Here is a 23,595-nt window from a genome sequence, read left to right on the forward strand (position 1 = left end):
GAACGTATGATGCGTTCTTCCTTTCCATGGTCTCAATCCGCTTTGGCAGAGATCGACAGGAACCCGAACTGGGTGCGACAGCACACGGAAAAGTGGAATAAGCAGTTACTTAATAAGTATACGCAACACTATGGGAAAGTGCATGAAGCACACATTGGGAGAGGTGAGTGGACAGCAAGACTATCGGCGGCCGGACTCCCGGTTTTCTGATGAACTTCTTGCCCTTTACCAGCAGGAAGGCGAACGCAGCCGCCGGGGTTCTATCCGTCGGGGCCTGTGGACGGCTGTTTTCATTTATCTTCTGTTTGCCGCTTCAGACATCGTTCTGATACCCGACGTCGCGTTTTACACCATTGTCGCACGTTTCGCGGTCGCCGTATCATCGCTGCTGACACTGGAAATCCAGCTACGCCGGGGTGCCAGCACCGCAGCGCTCGACCTCACCTGTGCGACCGCCCTCGTCATGGGTTATATCGGCTGGCTATTGCCATCGCTGCTGACCGACAATATCGAAAACATGTCCTATTACATGGTTTTCGGGGCGATCTTCATGATGGGCGCCAATCTGTTTTTCACTTTCAGATTCCATCTGTCGCTGGTGTCATCGGGCATCATTCTCGTCACCTATTTTCTGGCGGCGACGCAGTTTCCTGAAGACGCTTTCTACAAGTTCGCTTTCGGCACCTTCTATATCTCCTGCTTCGTCTTCACGTCTTATGTGAACTGGAACCTGAACAGGGAACGCTACCATGTCTTCGTCAACGGGCTGGAAGCGAAGGCCCAGCAGAAGGCGGCGGATGAGCGTGGCCAGGCGCTGCTGCGTCTTTCCAACACCGATTCCCTGACCGGGCTGCAGAACCGCCGCGCCATCGATCACCATTTGCGCCTGTTGTGGGATAACTGGATGAAGAAGGAAGAAGGTTTTTCCGTATTCCTGATCGATGTCGATTTCTTCAAGAAATACAACGACCGTTATGGCCACCAGGAAGGCGACAAGTGTCTCGTGACCGTGGGCAATGCCTTGCAGGATGCAATCATCCAGCATGGCGCCTCTATCGGCCGTTACGGCGGCGAAGAATTCATCGTGCTGGCGCCATTCAAGTCCAAACAACAGGTTGGCGAGCTCGCCGAAACGATCCGCCATACCGTGGAAAGCCTGTCCCTTGCACATGACCAGCGCCGCGACGGCACCTTCATCGTCACTGTCAGCATCGGCGCCTCCTTCACCCGCCCCAATCCGGACGGCAAGCTGGAGAAGATCATCAACGAGGCCGATCGCGCGCTTTACATCGCCAAGGGCAATGGCCGCAATTGCATGAAGCTGTTCGATCCCGACGATCCGCAGACCAGCGACGAAACGGAAAACATCGCCGCCCTTCTGAAGATCGCAGTTGCGGAGAACCTTGTTTCCCTTGTCTACCAGCCGATCTTGAACATCTCGACCAACGAGACGGCAGGCGTCGAGGCGCTGATGCGACTTCGCCTGCTGGATGGCAATTCCGTCGCCCCCAGCATCTTCATCCCGATCGCCGAGCGTACCGGCACCATTATGGAACTGGGCCTTTGGACCATCAAGACGGTCTGCAAACACATATTGGCCGATGACAGGGTTGATGTCGTCAGCGTCAATGTGTCACCCATGCAATTGAAGAACCCTGGGTTCGCCACGTCCGTCGCGGCCATTCTCGTGGAAGCCGGTATTGCCGGCAACAGGCTCGCCTTCGAAATCACCGAAGGCCTGGACATGGAAATGCATTCGGATGTGCTGCGTTGCCTGAACGACCTGAAGACGCTTGGCATCAAAATCTGGCTGGATGATTTCGGAACGGGTTTCGCCGGCCTGTCATGGCTGCGCATGACGGATTTCGATACCGTCAAGATTGATCGTTCCTTCCTGCATGACAGCAAGACCCCACGCGGACGGGCGATGCTGCAGGACATGATCCGCCTCATTCGCAATCGCGGCCATAAAATTTTGATCGAAGGCGTGGAAACCGAGGAACAGCTGAGACTCGTGCGCCAGATGGAAATCGATTACGCGCAGGGCTATTACATCGGCCGTCCGGTCGTGGCGGAAAGGCTGGGACCCGCAAAAGCACCCTATCCGCGTCCCAGCATGCTTCTTCGTCCCGCCTGAGCGGGCGCTGCGACAATCGTGGAAGCTTAGTGATAAGCGGGCGGGCTGACCGAAAACCTTGCCGCCATTTCCGAAAAGGCCGCGCGGGTGACCGGATCGACCGGCGCTCCTTCCCTTTCCCGCTTCGCCGCCACCGCCCATTCGCGATCGCCAGGCGCCATGACCTTGCAATCCTCGCGAACGGGGGAACCCCGCAGCACTTCGAGATAGCGCTTCATGCCCTCGTCAAACGCGTCGCGCTCAAGGAAGGCTTCCGGTTTCAGCGCCAGAACGAAGGCACCAAGCCCGCGCGGCGTGGAGAAATCCGGCCCGCCCATCGGGGCGATATCGAAGCTCAGCTTCATGCCGGTCAGAACCGCACTGAAAATCTCCACCATTCCCGCCAGAGCCGCGCCCTTGAAGCCGAATTCGCCGCCGACGGGGGCAAGCATTTCCGCAGCATTCGGATCCCTTGTATCGACGCCGTCACCATCCGAGGCAACGCCCGCAGGCAGTTGCTGCCCGAGGCTGCGGTAAAGCAGCACGCGATTATAGGGCACTGCGCTGGTCGCCATGTCCAGCAGCCACGGCAGGTCATCCGCTGCAGGAACGCCGACGGCAATCGGGTTGGTGCCGTGAAAGCGCATGGCCCCATCATGCAGGCGCACGAAACTGTCCGAATTACAGAAAGCCAGGCCGATATAGCCCTGACGGGCCGCCTCCAGCGCATAAGCCCCAGCCGGTCCGAAATGCGAGGAATTCCTGATCGCCACCGCGCCGATGCCAAATTTTTCCGCGAGCGCCATGGCGTTTTCCATGGCCGCATAGGTGGCGCGGGCGCCGTGGGCGTTGTCCGCATCCACCGTCTCCACCGCGCCGAAGCCGGAAACGCGGCTGATTTGCGGCCGCGGATTGAGACGCCCGCCTTCAAGTGCGGTGACATAATGAGCGAGCAGGCGCACACCGTGGCTGTCAACGCCAAGCCGCGTGCCATGCATCATGGCGCGGGTCGCGGCATCGGCCGTCTCGTCATCCGTACCGGCAGCGAGGAAAACGGCGCGGCAGAACCGATCCAGCTCATCCAGCCTCGCCAGAGCAGGGACGTTTTCATTGCTGTGCGACATGCAGGGAACCCTCCCGATTCCAGAATCCATGCCGCACAGGCTATTCATGGGATAGGTTTTTGCAATCGAATATCACGTGGAAAACGTCGATCGGCGCGGCGGCGGCGGAAAGCGGCCTATTTGCGCGGCGGGGCGATACTGCCCCTCAGCACCAGCCGGCAACCGAGTTCCAGCCGGTGCGCCGGCCGGGTGGGATCGGCCGCCACCAGCCGCTGCTCCAGCAGCGACAGCGCCGCCCCGCCCAGCCTGTCGGCGGGCAACTGGATGGTGCTGAGAGGCGGTGTGCTGAAGGCGGCTGGCATGATGTCATCGAAACCCAGCACCGAGACATCCTCGGGCACCCGGATACCGGCCACCCCCAAGGCCTTCAGACAGCCGAGCGCCAGATTATCGGCGGCGCAGAAAATCGCGGTGGCGTTTCGCAGTGGTCGCTGCTCGGCAAGCAGACGGCGGATAGCCACCTCCCCCCATTCCGGTTCGTAGCTCTCGACCTCGATGACCATATCGGCCGGAACGGCAAGGCCCGTTGCAAGGAATGCATCGTTATAGCCATCATGACGACGGCGGATCGTCGTGCGGCCCTTCCAGGTCACATGCACAATATTGCGATGCCCGAGCGACAGCAGATGCTCGATGCCGAGGCGAGCGCCGAACCGGTTCTCCGCCGTTACCGTATCAACGATCATGGCCGGATCTTCGCCATTGATCAGCACCACGGGCTTGCCAAGCGCGGAAAGCGCCTCGACCAGCTGCGGCCTGTCGTCATTCAGAACCACGACACCGTCCACATTATCTGTCCTGACGGCTTCGGCAACCGCCACGGGGTCGAGCCGGCTCGTTGCACTGACATAGGGAACGATGCGGATTCCGCGCCGCTCGCATTCGCGGCGGAAGCCGTTCAACATTGTCCAGCTGACCATGTTGAGCTCGCTCTGCGGTGCCGCGTCGTTGGTCATGGCCAGCAGGACGACACGCAAGGTGGCGATGGTCGCCTTCTGGCGCCGGTTTTCGAGATAACCAAGCGACCGGGCGGCTTCCAGAACCCGCTCGCGAACCTGCGTGGTGAGCGGTGCCGTGCCGTTGATCGCATGCGAAGCCGTGCTCAGCGAAACATTCGCCTCCCGCGCGACGTCCTTAAGCGTCGTTTTCCTGTCTATTTTCATAAAAGGGAATTCAACCACTCTTCTTCGGACGGCCCTGGCGGAAAGACTCACGCAATCGATCTGAAGAATAACCGCGCCGGTCTGCTGCTCTCTCGTTACCGGAGACTACAGCATCATCCGTAAATGCGGAATTGATTTCTCCGGCTTAGGCGATCGTCCGGTTGCCGCCCGCGCTTCACCGCGGGCGGCAGCGCGGTCAGAGCGCGCCGGCGATGTGGTCGATGCTGGCTTTCACGGCAGCGGCCGGGTCCTTCAGGTCATGAACTTCCGTCGCAAAGGGCTCGAAGCTGTAGGGCCCCTTGTAACCGGCGGCCTCCAGCGCCCTGATCTGGGCGATGTTCTCCAGCCGGTCGGCGCCATCCACCAGGACGCGGTGGGCATCCAGCATGTCGGCGACGGAGACGGCGGGGTCGGTGACGCCGGAAATGTGGACGAGACCGGTGCGCTCGGGGAAAAACGCCGTTTCGCCCGCGAGGTGATGGTGGAAGGTGTCGTGCACCAGCCTGTAGACATCGCCGCCGCCGGCCACATCAATGGCTCTCACCGCCTCGGTCTTGGTGCGCAGCGAGGAGACCGGGAAGCCGAGCGGTTCGACAAGACCGGTAAGGCCCCTCTCCTCAAGGATCGGCTTCATGGCCTTCAGCGCCGTCACGAGATCGTCGAAGGAAACCGCCCTGCCGTCATTGAGCGGGCACATGACAAGCGCTTTTGCACCGCTCGCCGCGGCGTAATCGGCCATGGCGACGGCGCGCTGCGGCAGGTCGCCCGACCAGACGTTGAAGGGATAAAGCGCGTTGATGGAGATGATCGTCACGCCGGCCTTTTCGGCCGCCGCCTTCACCTGCGCCGGTGTCACCGTACCGACAATATCCGGCAGGTCGTTGCGGATCTCGACCTCGGTGAGGCCGAGTTCGCGCGCGGTCTGGAAGAAGTCCTCGAGCGAAAGCGCCGGGGCGGTGATGTGGTTGATGGCAAAACGCATGAAAGACCTCACTGATAAAGGGCGGGACGGGCGGGAAGCCTGATTGCGACAGCTGCCCCGTCCGTCTCCTGCGCGGCGACGCAGGCATCGGAGGTGATCGCGGCCACGTAGCCGTCCCAGGAATTGGGGCCGGAGGCTGTTTCCTTCGCCGCCGCATGGATGAAGTCCTGCAATTCGACGTCGTAGCTGGCTATGAAACGATCCTTCCAGTCGGTGAGAATATCGTTCTGCAGCTTGGCGCCGAGCCGCGTCTGTATCGCCATCGGCTCCGGCAGGCTGGCAATGCCGTCCTCGCCGACCACCTGGCACTGTATGTCGTAACCGTAGTGGCAGTTCACGAAGATTTCGACGTCGATGATCGTGCCCCTGGCCGTTTCCAGAATGACGATCTGCGGGTCCCTTAGCTTTGCATGGCTGCGGGCGGCGGCACGTGGAAAGAGAACCCGGGCCGACACATAGTCGTCATCGAGCAGCCAGCGCAGCACGTCGATCTCGTGGATCATCGTGTCGTGGATCGCCATGGGCGTCACATACTGCTCCGGAACGGTCGGGTTGCGATGGGCGGCATGGACCATGATCGGGGCGCCGATCATGGTGTCCACGGTCTTTTTCAGCGCCACGTAACCGGCATCGTAGCGGCGCATGAAACCCACCTGCACCAGCCGTTTGCCATGCACCACCTCAGCATCGACGATCCGCTTCGCGCCCTCTGCCGTCGTCGCCAGCGGCTTTTCGCAGAAGCACGGCTTGCCGGCGGCGATGGCCGCCAGCACATATTGCTCATGCGTCGCGCCCCAGGAGGTGACAAGCACGGCATCCACCTCAGCTGATGCAATGAGCTCCTCGCCGGTGGCGAAAATGGCGGCATCAGGGGCGATGTCTTTTTTGACCGCTTCGGACGAGGCGCGGTTGACGTCGCTCAGCGCAACGACCTTCGCACCGCCCAGAACCTCATTGATACGTCGGGCGTGATCGCGCCCGATGGCACCGGTGCCGATGACACCAATTTTCACAGTCATCCGAAAAACCTCATTTCCAGTATTTGGCGACATATCGCCGGGTTTCGCTGAGCATGAAACGCGCGCTTTCATCGACACGATCTTCCCAGGCAAAGACGCAATTCGACAGCACACCGTCGAATTTCATGTCGGCCAGCGTGGCGAAGAATATCTCCCAGTCGATCTCGCCCTGGCCGAAATCCGTGTGCTGGTGCACCCTGACTTTGGCGCCGGGCGGATTGACGATGTAGCGCAGCTGCGACGATTTGGTGTGGTCATAGGTATCGGCAAGACGCACATGCACCAGATGACCTTCGGTCGCGCGCAGGTTGGCAACCATGTCCGGACCGTAAAAGAAGGTGTGAGGCGCGATGAAGGAGGCCTTTACCGCCTTGGAATTGATGGTCTTGATGATGTCGATGGCCGGCGCGATTTCCTCGACCCAGTCTTCGGGATGCGCCTCCAGCGACAGCACCAGCCCCTCCCGCTCGAGGATCGGCACCAGAACATCCATGGCGCGGAAGAACTGCGCTTCGCAGGTTTCCGGACGGTGCAGTCCGGACCGGTCGTTGAGGCTGCGCTCCGGCGAGCCTCCACGGCCGAATTCCGAAACGAACATCGGGCACTCCATCTCGACCGCAATCTCGATGGCGCGTTTCCAGTTGTCGATCGCTACCTCCCATTCGTTCGGATACGGGCTCGCCCAGCGGTACATGGGCTGCAGCGTGGCAAGGCCGACGCCGTGATCCTTCAGGGCCTTTTTGAATTCGGCGACGCGCTCGGGATAGACCTTCGGTCGCGTCCACCAGGACAGAAAATCCGGACGGGGTGAAAGTTCGACATAGTCGTAACCGAGCTCTGCGACCTTGCGGCAGGTCTCGGCCAGCGAAAGATGCCGGAACATGTGGGGATCGAGCGTATGTTTCATGGCTGTTTCCAGTCGGTGGGATAAGGGACGGGGCCGAAGCCCCGGCTCATTTGGCATAGGCGGACATGTTTTCCGGCGTGACGAGTTCGAAGGGCACCCAGAGCGTCTTTTCGGTGCTTTGACCGGCAGCGGCCTTCACCGCCGTCTGAACGGAGACCTCGCCCTGCTTCGTCGCATTCTGGTAGACGGTGATATCGAGATCGCCCGCCTGCATCGCGGCAAGTCCATCGGGTGTCGCGTCAATGCCGGCAATGACGACGTCCTTCATGGATACGCCCGCTGCCTTCAGCGCCTGCACGGCGCCAATCGCCATTTCATCGTTGTTGGCGATGACCGCATCGAACTGTATGCCCGCCGTCAGCCAGGAGGAAACGAGGTCCTGTGCCTGCGTGCGGCTCCAGTTCGCCGTCTGCTTTTCAAGGATTTCGATCTTGCAGTCCGGCTTGGAGAACACCGTTTCCACGTCCTTGGTGCGCACCAGCGCCGCATGGTTTTCCAAAGGGCCCATCAGAATGGCGGCCTTGCCCTTGCCGCCCATCAGCTTGCAGGCGGCTTCGGCTTCCATGGTGCCGGAATCAAGTTCATTGGAGCCGACAAATGCCGTGCCGTCAGGCAGCCCGGTTTCCAGCTCAGCCGGCGGATGGTTCACATAGACAAGAGGAATTTTCGCAGCGGATGCGGCCTTGGTGATCGCCGAGGTAGCGTCACCATCGACGGCGTTGACAATGATCGCATCGACGCCATTGGCAATGAAATTCTGCACCTGGTTCAGCTGCTTTGAAGGATCGAGCTGGGCATCCTCGACCAGAAGCTCGATGGTCTTGTCGCGCCCGGCCTCGGCCCTTATGCCGTTGAGCAGGATCGTCAGAAACGGATTGTCGAAAGACGTCATAGAGACTGCAATTCGGGTCTCGGCCAGAGCCGGTGTCGCGAAGATACAGATTGCCGTCGCCATCAATAGTTTTTTCAAGGTTTCCTCCCGCGGAAATCGCTGCTGATTGCATTGTCCAGTTTTTACCGTAGCCGGTCGTGCCCGGCTGCGGCGCGTCAGGCCCCTCCGGCGGCACTCCCCCGGGGAGCGCAGAAGCCGGCAGGCACGGCCATGGCTCAGTTCCCGGCCTGATGGTTTTTGAGATTGGTGGGCGTTACCAGCTCGAAGGGCACGAAGACCCTCCTGTCTGCCGCAGCGTTTCTGGCAGGTTTCAGCGCCATCGAAACTCCAACGGACTGCACCGGCGCGCCCGTCGTCCGCATGGTCGCGAAGGCTGCATTGGCGAAATGTTTTTTCATCTCTTTCCCCTCCAAACCTTGAAAAGAACCGGCCGCACCATCGCGCTCGAAGTGCGCCGTCACGGCTTTCCGGAAAAAGCTGCCCCCGCGCCGCGGAGGAATATCCGCAGCGTCAAGCAACCCCGACGTAATCTCATGCTGTGAAGGTCGGCCTCCTGTCCGCTCCACAGGCAGGCAAGATTTCCTAGTCCGGTCACCACGTCAACGCGTCAGCAGCAGGCAAAACCATCGAGCATGATAGAAACGGGCGGGCGCGATATGATGCAATCTATCAAACCATCAAAGGCTTTCAGGAACCCAGAGATGGGCAGGAAGGAAACGCTGTCCCGGCGTCTCCGCCATGCCATGTTCGATAGTGTGAACCATGGTTGGGATGAGATCGGCGCACAATTCGCGTAGCGGGGTCTGGAACACGCCGCTGATGCTGCCTTCCAGCAGTGCCTGGCGGGACACGGGGGTCAGTTCGTTGACAAGGCAGACAATGGGTTCCTGCCGCTTTTCGTGTTGAAGTGCCTCGATCACCCCTTCCATGCCGCCGCCCACGCAATAGATGCCGACGAGATCCCTGTGCTTGGCGATAGAGTCCATCACGAGCTCATAGGTTACGCGTCGCGTTTCCAGCGTGATCAGGGCATCCATAACCTCAAATTCCGGCGCATATTCACGCATGTAGCTGCGAAAGCCGGTTTCGCGCAGCGAATGACCATGAAACCGGTGACCGCCAAGCAGCAGAAGCACCTTGCCCTTGCTGCGCGCCAGTCGTGAGATCATCCACGCCGCTGTGCGTCCCACCTTCATGCTGTTGACACCGAGATAAGCTTCCCGCACGCCCTGGGCAAAATCGGAAAGCAGCGAGAATGTCGGAATGCCCTTGATCTTCAATGCCTCGACGGCGGCCGTGACATCGTGGTGGTCCGGCCCGGTAGCGGCCACCGCCTGTACCCGGCCCTTCATGCCTATAAGCAGCGCCGCAAGCTCCGCCGGCTCACCGGATTGCGCAAATTCGATGCGCAGACTGACGTGGCGATCCCGGATGTTGCGCGCCGCAAGCTGCAGCTCGTCGGCAAAGGTCTGATAAAAGGCGTGCCGCTCCTTGCGCAGAATGATGCCAAGGCCATAGGAAGGCATATCCGCCAGCATACGCTGACGAATGATGTTGGTGGCATGAAAGCCGATCTTCTCCGCGGCCTCGAACACACGCCGCGAGGTTTCCTCCCGCACCGGCAGGCGGCCGTTCAGCACCCGGTCGACCGTGGCGACGCTGACGCCGGCGGCCTTTGCAACATCGGTAATGGTCGGACGTTTCATGCGGGTGCCCCGTAGACGGAAAGATTCCTGTCATATCTCGCAAAACATGTCACGGATCATGATGGAATCCAACATGTGCAGAGGGATAAGAGCGTGGAGTACTTTATCAGGGAATAATCGACCGGGGCCTGCATCGCAGGGCCGGCTTGCTTGGCCCAGCACGCCTCCTCCCCTCATCTCTGTGCTCGTCACGGAGATCCAGCCAGCCCAAGTCCCTGGGCTGAGAGGAGTCTTTCCGCCGCGCAGACGCGCGTCGGCTGGATTCCTGTGACAAGCACAGGAATGGGGGCTGGGATGTGTCAGAGCGAAAAAATCACCTGCCGAGTAACCTGAATGGCCACTGTCACACTAAGGAAGCTGCGGCAGCGGGCATTCGTACCGGTTTACGGCGGCATTAGCACCGTTATCACGATACTGAAGCCGTTATCCCGTCAGATCCGCTCCAGCGCGACGGCGATACCCTGCCCGACGCCGATACACATGGTGGCGAGCGCCAGCCGCTTGCCCGTCAAGGAAAGTTCGAGCGCCGCCGTTCCGGCGATACGCGCACCGGACATGCCGAGCGGATGGCCGAGCGCGATGGCACCGCCATTCGCATTTACCCGCGCATCGTCATCGGCAATGCCGAGCTGGCGCAGCGTCGCGAGGCCCTGGCTCGCGAAAGCCTCGTTCAGCTCGATCACATCGAGCTGTTCCTGCTTCAGCCCGAGCCGCGCCAGAAGCTTGGCGGAGGCCGGAGCCGGGCCGATGCCCATCACGCGCGGCGGCACGCCGGCAGCGGCGCCACCGAGGATACGGGCGATGGGAGTGAGGCCATATTTCTTCGCAGCCTCGGCTGACGCGATGATAAGCGCGGCCGCGCCATCATTGACGCCAGACGCATTTCCCGCCGTTACCGTAGCGCCCTCGCGCTTGTTCACCGGCTTCAGCTTAGCCAGTGCTTCGAGGCTTGTGGCCCGCGGATGTTCGTCCTTCGAGACGACAAGTGGATCGCCCTTGCGCTGGGGGATCGTTACCGAAACGATTTCCCTGTCGAGCCGGCCATTGGCCTGCGCATCCGCTGCCTTCTGCTGACTGCGTACGGCGAAGGCATCCTGATCCTCGCGCGAGACCTGATAATCGACCGCGACATTGTCACCGGTTTCCGGCATGGAATCGACGCCATATTGCGCCTTCATCAGTGGGTTGACGAAACGCCAGCCGATGGTGGTATCGTAGATTTCGGCATTGCGCGAAAAAGCGCTCTCCGCCTTGGGCAGAACGAAGGGCGCGCGGCTCATGCTTTCGACGCCGCCGGCAATCATCAGCTCCGCCTCGCCCGATTTGACGGCGCGGGCGGCAGCAATGACGGCATCCATGCCGGAACCGCACAAACGATTGATGGTCGTTCCGGTTACCGACACCGGCAGGCCGGCGAGCAGCAACGACATGCGCGCCACGTTGCGGTTATCCTCACCCGCCTGATTGGCGCAGCCGAAGATCACATCCTCGACGGCTTCCCAGTCGATGGAAGGATTGCGTTCCATCAGCGCCTTCAGCGGCACCGCGCCGAGGTCATCCGCCCTCACGGAAGAAAGCGCACCGCCGAAACGGCCAATGGGCGTGCGGATGTAATCGCAGATATAGGCTTCGGTCATCGGTGTTTCCTCAAAGTTCCGGTGCAACGAGATCAGTAACCACGCCATCCACATGAAGCGGCGCGCCGGTCATGGCCTGCAACTCATCGAACGTCATCGCCGGCAGTTTTTCACGCAGCACGAAGCGGCCGTCCACCACGTCAATCACCGCGTGGCTGGTATAGATGCGGGTGATGCAGCCGACGCCGGTCAGCGGGAAAGCGCATTTCTCAACCAGCTTTGGCTCGCCATTCTTGGTCACATGTTCGGTGATGACGAAGACCTGCTTGGCCCCATGAACCAAATCCATGGCCCCACCGACGGCTGGCACACCCTTGGAGCCGACGCGCCAATTGGCGAGATCGCCATTCTGGGCCACCTGATAGGCCCCGAGGATCGCCACATCCAGATGTCCGCCACGCACCATCGCGAAGCTGTCGGCATGGTGGAAGAAGGCGGCACCCGGCTTCAGCGTCACGGCCTTCTTGCCGGCATTGATGAGGTTCCAGTCCTCCTCGCCTTCCGGCGGCGCTTCGCCAAAATTCAGGATGCCATTTTCGGTGTGGAAGATCGCCTGACGGCCGGGTGGCTGATAGCGCGCCACCATTTCGGGAAAGCCGATGCCGAGATTGACGTAGGCGCCATCTTCGATGTCCTGCGCCGCGCGCCATGCGATCTGGGCGTTGGAAAGCTTGATGTCTTCGCGGGTGTCGATGGTCGTGGTCATGCGTAGGCTACTCCCGCGCGAATGAGGACTTCTTCCTGTTGCGGATCGGGAATTTCCACGACGCCGTTTACGAAAATACCCGGCGTCACGACATGCTCCGGATCGATCTCGCCGGCGGCGACGATCTTCGAGACCTGCGCAATGGTGGTTTTCGCGGCCATGCACATCAGCGGATTAAAATTGCGCCCGGCCTTGTTGTAGGTGAGGTTGCCATACGTATCGCCAAGCTCGGCCTTGACGATGGCAAAATCGGCCTTCAGCCAGCGCTCCTGCACATAGGAGCGGCCGTCGAATTCCGCGATCACCTTGCCTTCTGCCAGTTCCGTGCCGAAACCTGTCGGGGTGTAGAAGGCCGGAATACCGGAACCGCCAGCGCGAATGCGCTCGGCAAGCGTGCCCTGCGGCACCAGCTCCAGTTCGATTTCGCCGGCCAGATAGCGATCGGTGAAGGCGCGCGGATCCGAAGAGCGCGGGAAGGAGCAGATCATCTTCTTGACCATGCCCGCATCGATCATCGCGGCGATGCCGATGCGGCCGTTGCCGGCATTGTTGTTGATGACGGTAAGGTCCTTCGGTCCCTTGTCGATCAGTGCGTGGATCAGCTCGATCGGCGCGCCGGAGCCGCCAAAACCGCCGATCATGATCGTCGCACCATCGCCGATGCCAGCAAGCGCCTCTTCCGCGCTCTTGATTGTCTTGTCCATTCTCAAAACCTCCATCCAGCCGAGCGGATGGACCGGCAGGGCTGCTTGGCCATGAGGTAAAGCTGAAATTGCCTCGACGGCAAGGATTTTGTGCGTTATATGATTTTTGTTCGTATATCGCACAAATGGAGCGGAGCCATGGCCGTCAATGAAAGAGACATGATGGGCGGTCTCGCCAAGGGATTGCGCGTGATCGAAGCCTTCAGCGCCGAGCGGCCGCGGCTTTCCATCTCCGATGCCGCCGAGATCGCCGGACTGGACCGCGCCACCACACGCCGCTGCCTGCTCACGCTATCGGAGCTTGGTTATGCCGCCTATGACGGCAAATTCTTTACCGTCACGCCGAAGGTGCTGCGGCTCGGCACCGGCTGCCTCGCCACCATGCCGCTGCCGAAAATCGTACAACCGCTCATCGACCATCTCTCTGAGGAGATCGGCCAGAGCACCTCCGTCTCTATCCTGGATGAAACCGAAATCGTTTATGTCGCCCGCGCCGCCCAGCAGCGGGTTATGTCCATTGCGCTGATGCCGGGGTCGCGCCTGCCCGCCTATTGCACCTCGATGGGCCGTGTTCTTCTTTCCGCTCAGCCGCCCGAACGCCAGCGCGACATTCTCGAAGCCTCCCGGCTGGTTGCCCGTACGGAAAAAACCATTACCGATATTCAGGCCTTGCTCACCGAAATCGAGGTGACCGGCCATCGCGGTTATGCGTTGATCGATCAGGAAGTCGAAATCGGCCTTCGCTCCATCGCCGTGCCGCTGAAAAGCGTGCGTGGCCAGACGGTTGCCGCGCTGAATGTCGGGCTCGCCGCCTCGGTCGCTTCGATGGATGATCTGGTGGAGCGATATTTGCCCGCACTTCTGTCCGTTCAGCGGGAACTGGCGAGAATGCTGGTCTGAAGCGGCATCTGCCGCGCGCCGGTATCGCCCATCTTGCGCTGTTCTGCCAGACGCCAGGCGCGCGGTGTCATGCCGGTCTCGCGCCTGAAAAAGCGGTTGAAATAAGCGGGATCGGCAAATCCAAGACCCTCCGCGATCATCTGTACGCTGGAGACGGTGAAGACCAGTTCCTGCTGGGCGATCTCGATCTGGCGCTTGGCAATCAGCCGCTGCAGGCTGAGCCCGGAAACGGAACGGACAAGCCGGTTGAGGTGCGTTTCCGAAAGGCCGAGCTTCCTCGCATAAAAACCGGCTTTCTGCGGCTCGCGGATATGGCGGGCGATCAGCGACAGCAACCGTTCGAAACGCTGCTCCGCCAGGCCCTCACCGCTTGTTTCCAGAAGCGGCCGCGCCGCCCGTGAAAGAAGCGCGACGACGGTCGCAAGCTGGCCTTCTATCATCGCGTCGCGACCGATCTCACGGGCCTCATATTCCGCGGAAATCCGTTCGAACCCGCTGCGCACTCCTTCTCCATCGGCAAAATCCAGCAAGGGCAGAAGCACCGGTTGGGAGAAATTCCGCAGCAGAAGCGCCTGCACCGATGCCGGCAGCGCGCCCTGCAGCATGGTGACGATCACGCCGCCGATATCGCGGGAAAAACGGAAGCCGTGTTCGAAACCGGGTGGCACGATGATGGCGACCGGCGGGCGGATCGGCTCGATGCGGCCATCCAGCAAGGCATCGCCCTCGCCGCCAAAAATGTACAAGATTTGCAAAAAAGCAGAATGGCGATGCAGGCCGATTTCAAAGCGATGCAGGCTGCTCCGCGAAAAAAGCGTCTCGCAATGGAAGCGAAAATCGCTGCCCTGCGCGGCTTCCTCGCCATAGAGCCCTTCATTGGCAGTCACACGCATCTCATCCCCCTCCAGCGCCCGATGGTCGGATTGTGCAATTTACGGACCGGAAAGTCCATTGAGCTTCGCGCGTCGCTTGGTCAATTTCTTGACCGGAGACAAGTTCGGGAGGAAACAATGCGTACACAGGTCGTCATCATCGGCTCCGGTCCATCGGGGCTGCTGCTTGGCCAGCTTCTGGCGAAAGCCGGTGTCGAGACCGTCATTCTCGACCGGGTCAGCAAGGAATACATTCTCGGCCGCGTCCGCGCCGGCGTGCTGGAAGAAGGCACGGTACAGCTCATGGAAAAGGCCGGCGCGGATAAACGCCTGCGCCGCGAGGGTCTGCCGCATGACGGTTTTTCGCTGACCTTCGACGGTCGCGACCATCGTATCGATCTCTTCGATCTGACCGGCGGCAAGCGTGTGACCGTCTATGGCCAAACGGAAGTGACCCATGACCTGATGGATGTGCGCGAAGCGGCCGGCCTCTCGACCATCTACGATGCATCTGATGTCGAGCCACATGATTTCGATGGCGAAAACCCTTATGTAACCTATCAGAAAGATGGCGTAACCCACCGGATCGATTGCGATTTCATTGCCGGCTGCGATGGTTTCCACGGGGTGAGCCGAAAATCCGTGCCGCAAGGCGCGATCAGGGAATTCGAGAAGGTCTACCCCTTCGGCTGGCTCGGCATTCTGGCCGAAGTGCCGCCGGTCAACCACGAACTCATCTACGCCAATCATCCGCGCGGTTTTGCGCTCTGCTCCATGCGCTCGCACACGCGCAGCCGTTATTACATTCAATGTTCGCTCGAGGACCGGCCTGAAGACTGGAGCGATGAACGTTTCTGGGATGAAATCCGCCGTCGCCTGCCGGAAAACCATGCGGATGCAATGGTGACCGGCCCCTCCTTTGAAAAATCGATCGCGCCGCTCCGTTCATTTGTCAGTGAACCAATGCGGTTCGGACGGCTGTTTTTAGCGGGGGACGCCGCCCATATCGTGCCGCCAACGGGTGCCAAGGGCCTGAACCTTGCCGCCAGCGATGTACATTATCTGAGCGAGGCGCTGATCGAGTTTTATCGCGAAAGGTCTAAGGCCGGCATCGACGCCTATTCGCAGAAGGCGCTTTCCCGCGTGTGGAAGGCGGTGCGCTTCTCCTGGTGGATGACGACGATGATGCATCGTTTTCCCGATACGGGGGATTTCGGCCAGCGCATTCAGGAGGCGGAACTGGATTATCTCGTCCAATCGCGCGCCGCTTCCACCGCGCTTGCGGAAAATTACGTAGGGCTTCCGTATTAGGGCTGCCCCAGACACGCGGCTTTTATCCCTACCGTTTCCACACCCGTCACCCCGGACCTGATCCGGGGTCCAGCGCGATCAAGTCATTGATCGCAAAAAAGACTCTTTTCACGGCGCAGACGCGCCGTGGCTGGATTCCGGCTCAAGGCCGGAATGACGGAGGAGAGGTTCTCAGACTTTTCCGACCCTCACCCTCATCTCAAGAACCAGCCTCCGCCCTCCCATCCAGCAACTCGCCCGCCGCCTCACGTATGGCCTGCATCAGCAGCGAAAGCGGCAGCGAGGGCTGCGTATCGGCCCGGACCGTCAGTCCCACCGGGCCGCTGGTATCGCCGGTCTCGACCGGCAGAATTTCGAGGATGCCGTCCGCCACATCCGCCGCCACCACGCCCTCCGAGATGATCCAGATCGCGTCGCTGGTGCGCAGAAAGGCGCGACCGAAGGCGTCGGATACGGTTTCGATGCGGATCGGCAGGGCCGGAACGCCGTTGGCGATCAAAAACTGCTCCACGACAGGACCGATGACCGACTGCCGTGTGGGCATCAGCACCGGATATTCATGCAGGTGATCGAACACCGAAACACCGGGCGACAGAAGCGGGTGGCCAGCCCGCACCACGAAGCGCACCCTTTCCGAATAGAGATGCTCGAAGGAAAACCCGGCCATCTTCTGCGGCGCCGCGAGACGGCCGACGACGAGATCGAGATCGCCGACCCGCAGCTGCTCCAGCAGAACGGCGTTTTCGCCCGTCACGATCTTCACCGGGCTGCCGGTCTTTTCCGCCAGAAAACCGGCCATCGCCTTCGGCATGATGCGGACCGAAACCGTGGGCAGAGCACCCACCCGCACCGGGGGACCGGCGCGCGCTGCCTCCTGCGATACCGAATCGACCGCCTGCCGCAACGCCGTCATCGTCGCGCCGGCGTGGCGCAGGAAAACCTCGCCGTAGCGGCTGATGCGAATGCCGCGACCTTCCCGGTCGAATAGCGAGACACCCAGAATCTCTTCCAGTTCGCGGATCGTTTTTGTCACCGCCGGCTGGCTGACATGCAGGATTTCGGCGGCCCGGATGACGCTTTTCTGCCGCGCAACCTCCACGAAGGTCTGCAGGTGGCGGAACTTGATACGCTGGTCGACCATCGTTCGTATAATCCAGTGGTTATGATTTTCATCAATAATGTCATTTTACTTAACCGGAACCCGCTTGCAATATCCCCGGCAGGAGGAGCCATCATGCATTTTCTGCGCTGCGGCGAGACCGTGATCCATTATCGCGTCAAGGGATTGGGCAGCGGCAAGCCGGTCATCGCCTTCATCAATTCGCTCGGTACGGATTTCCGCATCTGGGATGCGGTGACCGAAGTGCTTGGCGATGACTATGCCTACGTGCTGCACGACAAGCGTGGCCACGGGCTTTCCGATATCGGTCGCCCACCCTATTCGATCGACGACCATGCCGGTGACCTGATCGCGCTGCTCGATCATCTCGGCGTGAAAAGTGCCGTCATCTGGGGCCTGTCCGTCGGCGGCCTGATTGCCCAGGGGCTTTATGCCCGCCGGCCCGATCTCGTCCGCGCACTCGTCCTCAGCAATACCGCTCACAAGATCGGCACGGCCGACATGTGGAACGCCCGCATCGACAAAATCTCTGCGGATGGCCTCGGCTCGCTGGTCGATCCCGTCATGGAGCGCTGGTTCACGCCCGCCTTCCGCACGCCTGACAATGCGGCCTATGCCGGCGCACGCAACATGCTGTCGCAACAGCCGGAAGCCGGTTACAGCGGCACTTGCGCCGCCATCCGCGATGCGGATTTTACCGCGGCCGCCGGGCACATTGCCGTGCCGACGCTTTGTGTCGTGGGCGATCAGGACGGCTCGACACCGCCGGAACTGGTAAAATCGCTGGCGGACCTCATTCCCGCAAGCCGCTTTGTAACAATCGCCGGCTGCGGCCACATTCCGTGCCTTGAACAGCCACTCGCCTACGCGCAGGCCGCGTGCATTTTTCTCAAGACCTTGCCGGAGCATTGACCGATGGCGGACCAGAACAACAAGAACGAACGTTTCGAACAGGGCATGAAGACCCGTCGCTCCGTGTTGGGAGATGCCCATGTTGACCGCGCCCAGACCGTGACGACGGGCTTCGACCAGCCTTTTCAGCAGCTCATTACCGAAGGCGCCTGGGGCACCGTCTGGTCCGGCAATCAATGGACGAAACGCGAGCGCTCGATGGTCACCATCGCCCTTCTTGCGGCGCTGGGCCAAGACGAAGAACTTGCCATGCATGTGCGCGCCACCGTCAATACCGGCGCAACCGAGGCGGATATTCGCGAGGCGCTGATGCACGTGGCGATCTATGCCGGTGTGCCTGCCGCCAATCATGCTTTCAAGATTGCCAAGCTTGCCCTGGCCAGCATGAAAGCCGATAGTTCCCTTGATAAAACTGGCGATGGGGAGGAGACGAAATGAGCAACCAGCCACCAGAAACCGGGCCGTTCTTCGCGCGCAACCGCGATATTCACCCGCTGGCCTATGCGCCCGGCTACAAGACCTCGATCCTGCGCTCGCCGCAACGCGCCCTGATTTCGCTTGAGGGAACCAAGAGCGAGATCACCGGTCCCGTTTTTGGCCACGGCATGCTGAACCCGCTGGATAACGACCTCATCCTCAACTATGCCCGCCCCGGTGAAATGCCGGTCGGCCCGCGTATTCTCGTCCACGGCCGGGTGCTGGACGAGCGCGGTCGCGGCGTCGACGGCGCGCTGGTGGAATTCTGGCAGGCCAATGCCGGCGGTCGCTACCGCCACAAGAAGGAAAGCTACCTCGCCGCCATCGATCCGAATTTCGGCGGCGTCGGCCGCACGATCACCGACGAGAACGGCTATTACTGGTTCAAGACCATCCAGCCGGGCGCCTATCCCTGGCCGAACGGCGTCAATGACTGGCGGCCGGCCCATATCCATTTCTCGGTCTTTGGCCACGGTTTTGCCCAGCGCCTCATCACCCAGATGTATTTCGAAGGCGATCCGCTGATCTGGAAATGTCCGATCGTCAAAACCATTCCGGACGAGGATGCGATACGGAGGCTGATCGCGCCGCTGGACATGAATGCGACGCTGCCGATGGACATGCTGGCCTATAAGTTCGATATCGTGCTGCGCGGTCGCCGCTCCACCCTTTTCGAAAACCGCATGGAGGGCAACTGACCATGGTTCAGCCGCTCAACTATTTCAAGGAAACCGCCTCGCAGACGGCAGGGCCCTATGTGCATATCGGCTGCACACCCAATTTCGTCGGCATCGAAGGCGTGTTCGAGAAGGATCTCGGTTCCGGCCCGCTTTATAACGACAAGGCCCGCGGCGAGCGCATCAGCGTGCGCGGCACGGTCTATGACGGCGCCGGCATGCCGCTCAAGGATGCGCTGATCGAGATATGGCAGGCCGATACCGACGGCTATTACAACAGCCCGAGCGAAACGCGCGGCAAGGCCGATCCGAATTTCATCGGCTGGGGCCGCTCGCCCGGTGACATGGATACGGGCGAATTCGTCTTCGAAACCATCAAGCCCGGCTCGGTGCCGTTCCGCGACGGTCGGCCGATGGCGCCGCACATCACCTTCTGGATCGTCGCGCGTGGCATCAATATCGGCCTGCAGACCCGTATGTATTTCCCGGAAGAACAGGAGGCCAATGCCGCCGATCCCGTTCTCGCACGCATCGAGCAGAAAAGCCGCATCGCCACGCTTGTCGCCAAAAAGGAAGAAGGCAACGTTTATCGTTTCGATATCCGTCTGCAGGGCGAAGGCGAAACCGTGTTTTTCGATATCTGACGCATATCGCGCAAAAGTGTGCAGCGGTTTTGCGACAACGATATGCGCAAAAGAAAGCGAGACGGACAATGAGCCTTTCCCCCTTCGAGCACCCTTTCCTCTCAGGCCTTTTCGGCGACAGCGAAATCGTCGAGCTGTTTTCGGCAAGGGCGGATATCGACGCCATGATCCGTTTCGAAGTGGCGCTGGCGGAGGCGGAGGCGGAGGCGGAGGCTGGCATCCTTGCGGATGAGGTGGCACAAGCGATTGTCTCAGGCCTGTCGGACTTTGCCGCCGACATCACCGCCCTTCGCCACGGCGTCGCAAAGGATGGCGTTGTGGTTCCCGAACTCATCCGGCAGATGCGGGCGGCCGTCGCCGGCAAGGCAGCGGACAAGGTGCATTTCGGCGCCACAAGCCAGGATGTCATCGATACCAGCCTGATGCTGCGGCTGAAAATGGCGACGGAAATCATCGCCATGCGGCTCGGGCGTCTCGTCGATACGCTGGGAGATCTCGCCTCCCGCGACGGCCACAATCCGTTGACGGGCTATACCCGCATGCAGGCCGCGATCGGCATCACGGTCGCCGACCGGGCGGCAAGCTGGATTTCACCGCTGGAGCGCCATTTGCTGCGGCTCCAGAGCTTCGCGCAGACCGGTTTCGCCCTGCAATTCGGCGGCGCGGCCGGCACGCTCGAAAAGCTCGGTGACAATGCCGCAGCCGTGCGCATCGATCTGGCAAGGCGCCTCGGCCTTGCGGATCGGCCACAATGGCAAAGCCAGCGCGACGGCATCGCCGAATTTTCCGGTCTGCTTTCGCTGATCACCGGCACGCTCGGCAAGTTCGGGCAGGACATCGCGCTCATGGCCGAACTCGGCACGGAAATCCGCCTCTCCGGAGGCGGTGGTTCCTCGGCCATGCCGCACAAACAAAACCCGGTCAATGCCGAAACGCTGGTGACGCTCGCGCGCTTCAATGCCGTGCACATATCGGCATTGCACCAGTCGCTTGTGCACGAACAGGAAAGGTCTGGCGCGGGCTGGATGCTGGAATGGCTGTCGCTCCCACAAATGGTGACGGCAACGGGAGCCTCGCTGCTGATCGCCGAGCGGTTGGCGGGGCAGATAGACAGGTTGGGCGCAGGCGAAAACGAGCCTCACGACGATCTACATCGTCCATAGATCAGGGCTTGCAGGAACTGCCAGACGGGCGGCCGGTGGCGACATGGTGACGTGCGGAAAGCGCTTGCGCTCCTTTGCATTAGCCATTGATAAAAAAGACTTTATCGGGAATTTCAAAAAACAAAAAAACAGCGGCAACGCCGCTTTTTAACCGGAGATGACGCTTGACACAAAAATGAACTAACTGGTACAAACATTAATATTGACGAGGCGACGCCGACGAGGGTTCGAAGCCCGCAGCGGCAAAAATCCACAGATGGAGGGCTTTGGCGCCGCACGGTTCCAGAGCGATGCGGACAAGGCACAAAGCCTGTCCGGACCCGAAGGGGTTGGGAGGAAGAATGTCTTACAGTCTCGATTTCTCAGCGGTCATAGACCGGCTGCCCGAGCTGCTTTTAGCCTGTCTGGCGACGATCGGCCTTGCCATTGCGGGCATGTCGCTTGCCACCGTCATCGGGGTTCTCGGGGTTGTCGCCCGACGCTCGCGTTTCAGGCTGCTGCGCGGCATCGTCATCGGCTTTGTGGAAGCCATCCGCAACACGCCGTTTCTGGTGCAGATATTCTTCATCTTCTTCGCCCTGCCGCAGATCGGCATCAAGCTCAATCCCACCGTCACCGCCATCATTGCGCTGGCCCTGAACGGTGGCGCCTATGCCATTGAAATCATTCGAGGCGGGGTCGATTCCATCCCCAAGGGCCAGGTGGAAGCGGGCCTCGCGCTCGGCCTGCACCGGGCGCAGATCTTCCGCCATATCATCCTGAAGCCGGCGTTGCGCGCGGTCTATCCGTCACTCACCAGCCAGTTCATCATGCTGACGCTGACGACGTCGGTCTGCACTTCGATCGCCGCTTATGAGCTGACTTCGGTCGCGCAGAAGATCGAGGCGGATACGTTCCGATCCTTCGAGGTCTATTTCTCGATCACGCTGCTTTATCTCGTCATTTCCTCGCTGATGATGGCCGTCTTCTCGCTCATCTCCCGCCTTTCCTTCAGCTATCCGGTCAAGTGAGGAGAAAAGACAATGGCATCCATCGGTCCCAACGAACTCTTCTTCCTGCTGCAGGGCCTGAAATGGACCCTTGCGCTGACCATCATCGGCTTTATCGGCGGCGGCATTTTCGGCCTTTGCGTGGCGCTCGCCCGCGTTGCGGATAGCCCGGCAATCCAGCGGGCAAGCACGGCCTACATCGCCATCTTCCAGGGCACGCCGCTCCTGATGCAGCTTTTCGTCGTTTATTACGGCGTGGCGCTCGCCGGCCTCAATGTCGATGCCTGGATCGCCGTTGCCATCGCCTTCACGCTGCATGCCAGCGCCTTCCTCGGCGAAATCTGGCGCGGCGGCATCCAGGCTGTGCCGAAGGGCCAGACGGAAGCCGCCAATGCGCTCGGCCTGCATTACGTATCGCGCATGAAAGACGTGGTTCTGCCGCAGGCCTTCAAGATTTCGCTGCCGGCCACCATCGGTTTCCTCGTGCAGCTCATCAAGGGCACCTCGCTTGCGGCCATTGTCGGCTTCGTCGAGCTCTCCCGCGCCGGACAGATCGTCTCCAACCAGACGTTCCGCCCGCTCACCGTCTTCGCCCTCGTCGGCGTCATCTATTTCCTGATCTGCTGGCCGCTTTCCCTGTGGGGCGCCAGCGTTGAAAAGCGGCTGCAGACCGCAACCCGCTAAGTCCATGAAGACATCATCAGCTTTGTAAGGAGGAGCAAAAGATGAAAACCACCAGCATGAAATTCTCTCGTCGCGCCCTGCTCGCGCTTGCCGCGGCAACGGTTGCCCTGCCCTTCGTCGCACCGGTCGATGCTTTCGCCGGCACGGTGGAAGAGGCCAAGGCCAAGGGCAAGGTCGTCATCGGCATTCAGGGCGACAACTCGCCGTGGGGCTTCGTCAATTCCAGCGGTGTGCAGGATGGCCTCGATGCCGATATCGGCAAGGCCTTTGCCGATTATCTCGGCGTCAAGGTTGAGTTCGTACCGCTCGCCGTGGCCAACCGCATTCCCGCTTTGCTGACCGGCAAGGTCGACCTCTTGTTCGCAACCATGGGCATGACGGCCGAACGCGCCAAGACCATTCAATATTCCAAGCCCTATGCCGGCAACGTGCTTTCCGTCTATGGCCCCAAGGACAAGAAGATCGGCGGGTATGACGATCTGACCGGCATCGCCGTCGGCGTCCCGAAGTCCAGCGCCATGGATACGGCGATCACCGCCGGCGCCGGCTCCAAGGCCAATATCCTGCGCTTCGACGATGACGCCGCCAATATTCAGGCGCTGATTTCCGGCCAGGTCGAGGTCGTCGGCGGCAACCAGTTCTACGGCGACCGCCTGAACAAGGCTGCCGCAGGCAAATATGAGCCGAAATTCGACCTGACGACGCTCTACAACGGCGCCGGCACCCGCCCCGGTGAAAAGGACTGGAACGAGACCGTCAACGCCTTCCTCGACAAGATCAAGTCCGACGGCCAGCTCGCACAGATCTACGACAAGTGGATGAAGCGCGAAGTCCCGGCCTTCCCGGACAACCTGCCCGACATCCCGTTCACCGTGAAGTAACGGCCGGTT

The 23,595-nt window shown here is 60.8% G+C and carries 24 protein-coding genes; 11 read left to right on the forward strand and 13 right to left on the reverse strand.

What is annotated here, in order from left to right; translation table 11 throughout:
- Positions 1-142 precede the first annotated feature (142 nt).
- The gene (locus BTN45_RS15405; protein WP_207589876.1) at positions 143-2,137 is read left to right on the forward strand and encodes a GGDEF and EAL domain-containing protein; all 1,995 of its coding nucleotides are present in this window, start codon (positions 143-145) and stop codon (positions 2,135-2,137) included.
- A gap of 26 nt (positions 2,138-2,163) precedes the next feature.
- Here the strand turns inward: BTN45_RS15405 and BTN45_RS15410 are convergent, their stop codons facing one another.
- The 11 genes from BTN45_RS15410 to BTN45_RS15460 all read right to left on the reverse strand — a co-directional run bounded on the left by BTN45_RS15410 (position 2,164) and on the right by BTN45_RS15460 (position 12,956).
- Positions 2,164-3,240: an Ldh family oxidoreductase gene (locus BTN45_RS15410; RefSeq protein ID WP_006700206.1), complete on the reverse strand. Its 1,077-nt coding sequence runs from the start codon at positions 3,238-3,240 to the stop codon at positions 2,164-2,166.
- Positions 3,241-3,356: 116 nt separating this feature from the next.
- Positions 3,357-4,403, reverse strand: a complete 1,047-nt coding sequence (locus BTN45_RS15415; protein ID WP_207589884.1) for a LacI family DNA-binding transcriptional regulator — start codon at positions 4,401-4,403, stop codon at positions 3,357-3,359.
- 196 nt (positions 4,404-4,599) lie between these two features.
- Positions 4,600-5,385, reverse strand: coding sequence for a TIM barrel protein (locus BTN45_RS15420; RefSeq protein ID WP_207589885.1), 786 nt, complete (start codon positions 5,383-5,385; stop codon positions 4,600-4,602).
- An 8-nt stretch (positions 5,386-5,393) separates the two neighbouring features.
- Positions 5,394-6,404, reverse strand: coding sequence for a Gfo/Idh/MocA family oxidoreductase (locus BTN45_RS15425; RefSeq protein ID WP_207589886.1), 1,011 nt, complete (start codon positions 6,402-6,404; stop codon positions 5,394-5,396).
- Positions 6,405-6,414: 10 nt separating this feature from the next.
- Positions 6,415-7,311 (reverse strand): sugar phosphate isomerase/epimerase, encoded by an 897-nt coding sequence (locus tag BTN45_RS15430; RefSeq protein WP_207589887.1) that lies wholly within the window; start codon positions 7,309-7,311, stop codon positions 6,415-6,417.
- Positions 7,312-7,357: 46 nt separating this feature from the next.
- A complete protein-coding gene (locus BTN45_RS15435; protein WP_207591649.1) occupies positions 7,358-8,266 on the reverse strand; it encodes a sugar ABC transporter substrate-binding protein in 909 nt (302 codons plus the stop codon).
- Positions 8,267-8,418: 152 nt separating this feature from the next.
- Positions 8,419-8,601 carry a hypothetical protein gene (locus BTN45_RS15440; RefSeq protein ID WP_207589888.1) on the reverse strand — a complete coding sequence of 61 codons (183 nt, stop codon included), beginning with the start codon at positions 8,599-8,601 and terminating at the stop codon, positions 8,419-8,421.
- Between the two features lie 279 nt (positions 8,602-8,880).
- Complete coding sequence (locus BTN45_RS15445; RefSeq protein WP_207589889.1) at positions 8,881-9,909, reverse strand: LacI family DNA-binding transcriptional regulator; 1,029 nt, start codon at positions 9,907-9,909, stop codon at positions 8,881-8,883.
- A gap of 431 nt (positions 9,910-10,340) precedes the next feature.
- Entirely contained in the window at positions 10,341-11,546 is a 1,206-nt protein-coding gene (pcaF, locus tag BTN45_RS15450; protein WP_037092252.1) for a 3-oxoadipyl-CoA thiolase, read from the reverse strand.
- Between the two features lie 10 nt (positions 11,547-11,556).
- Complete coding sequence (locus BTN45_RS15455) at positions 11,557-12,252, reverse strand: CoA transferase subunit B (protein ID WP_207589890.1); 696 nt, start codon at positions 12,250-12,252, stop codon at positions 11,557-11,559.
- The gene (locus BTN45_RS15460) at positions 12,249-12,956 is read right to left on the reverse strand and encodes a 3-oxoacid CoA-transferase subunit A (RefSeq protein WP_037092253.1); all 708 of its coding nucleotides are present in this window, start codon (positions 12,954-12,956) and stop codon (positions 12,249-12,251) included. The genes BTN45_RS15455 and BTN45_RS15460 overlap by 4 nt, the downstream gene beginning before the upstream one ends.
- Positions 12,957-13,094: 138 nt before the next feature.
- Here BTN45_RS15460 and BTN45_RS15465 point away from each other — a divergent pair, with 138 nt between their 5' ends.
- Positions 13,095-13,856 (forward strand): IclR family transcriptional regulator, encoded by a 762-nt coding sequence (locus BTN45_RS15465; protein ID WP_207589891.1) that lies wholly within the window; start codon positions 13,095-13,097, stop codon positions 13,854-13,856.
- Here the strand turns inward: BTN45_RS15465 and BTN45_RS15470 are convergent.
- Entirely contained in the window at positions 13,826-14,749 is a 924-nt protein-coding gene (locus BTN45_RS15470; protein WP_207589893.1) for a helix-turn-helix domain-containing protein, read from the reverse strand. The genes BTN45_RS15465 and BTN45_RS15470 overlap by 31 nt on opposite strands.
- 117 nt (positions 14,750-14,866) lie before the next feature.
- Between BTN45_RS15470 and pobA the strand changes: the two genes are divergently transcribed.
- Complete coding sequence (gene pobA / locus BTN45_RS15475) at positions 14,867-16,039, forward strand: 4-hydroxybenzoate 3-monooxygenase (protein ID WP_207589895.1); 1,173 nt, start codon at positions 14,867-14,869, stop codon at positions 16,037-16,039.
- Between the two features lie 199 nt (positions 16,040-16,238).
- Here the strand turns inward: pobA and pcaQ are convergent, their stop codons facing one another.
- Positions 16,239-17,180, reverse strand: a complete 942-nt coding sequence (gene pcaQ, locus BTN45_RS15480; protein WP_072493010.1) for a pca operon transcription factor PcaQ — start codon at positions 17,178-17,180, stop codon at positions 16,239-16,241.
- 93 nt (positions 17,181-17,273) lie between these two features.
- On the opposite strand from pcaQ, the gene pcaD reads away from it, so the two are divergent.
- From pcaD to BTN45_RS15520, 8 genes are all read left to right on the forward strand, one after another.
- Positions 17,274-18,071 (forward strand): 3-oxoadipate enol-lactonase, encoded by a 798-nt coding sequence (pcaD, locus tag BTN45_RS15485; protein WP_207589897.1) that lies wholly within the window; start codon positions 17,274-17,276, stop codon positions 18,069-18,071.
- 3 nt (positions 18,072-18,074) lie between these two features.
- Positions 18,075-18,509 (forward strand): 4-carboxymuconolactone decarboxylase, encoded by a 435-nt coding sequence (gene pcaC / locus BTN45_RS15490; protein WP_004445114.1) that lies wholly within the window; start codon positions 18,075-18,077, stop codon positions 18,507-18,509.
- Positions 18,506-19,246 (forward strand): protocatechuate 3,4-dioxygenase subunit beta, encoded by a 741-nt coding sequence (gene pcaH, locus BTN45_RS15495; protein ID WP_003505508.1) that lies wholly within the window; start codon positions 18,506-18,508, stop codon positions 19,244-19,246. The genes pcaC and pcaH overlap by 4 nt, the downstream gene beginning before the upstream one ends.
- Positions 19,247-19,248: 2 nt before the next feature.
- Positions 19,249-19,869 carry a protocatechuate 3,4-dioxygenase subunit alpha gene (gene pcaG / locus BTN45_RS15500; protein ID WP_004445117.1) on the forward strand — a complete coding sequence of 207 codons (621 nt, stop codon included), beginning with the start codon at positions 19,249-19,251 and terminating at the stop codon, positions 19,867-19,869.
- Positions 19,870-19,937: 68 nt separating this feature from the next.
- The gene (locus BTN45_RS15505; protein WP_022562718.1) at positions 19,938-21,032 is read left to right on the forward strand and encodes a 3-carboxy-cis,cis-muconate cycloisomerase; all 1,095 of its coding nucleotides are present in this window, start codon (positions 19,938-19,940) and stop codon (positions 21,030-21,032) included.
- A gap of 341 nt (positions 21,033-21,373) precedes the next feature.
- A complete protein-coding gene (locus BTN45_RS15510) occupies positions 21,374-22,042 on the forward strand; it encodes an amino acid ABC transporter permease (RefSeq protein WP_004445120.1) in 669 nt (222 codons plus the stop codon).
- A gap of 12 nt (positions 22,043-22,054) precedes the next feature.
- Positions 22,055-22,705 carry an amino acid ABC transporter permease gene (locus tag BTN45_RS15515; RefSeq protein WP_207589899.1) on the forward strand — a complete coding sequence of 217 codons (651 nt, stop codon included), beginning with the start codon at positions 22,055-22,057 and terminating at the stop codon, positions 22,703-22,705.
- A 41-nt stretch (positions 22,706-22,746) separates the two neighbouring features.
- Entirely contained in the window at positions 22,747-23,586 is an 840-nt protein-coding gene (locus BTN45_RS15520) for a transporter substrate-binding domain-containing protein (protein ID WP_207589901.1), read from the forward strand.
- The last annotated feature ends 9 nt before the right edge of the window (positions 23,587-23,595 follow it).

The sequence above is a fragment of the Rhizobium sp. ZX09 genome (genome assembly GCF_017357485.1).
Taxonomy (GTDB): Bacteria; Pseudomonadota; Alphaproteobacteria; order Rhizobiales; family Rhizobiaceae; genus Agrobacterium; species Agrobacterium pusense.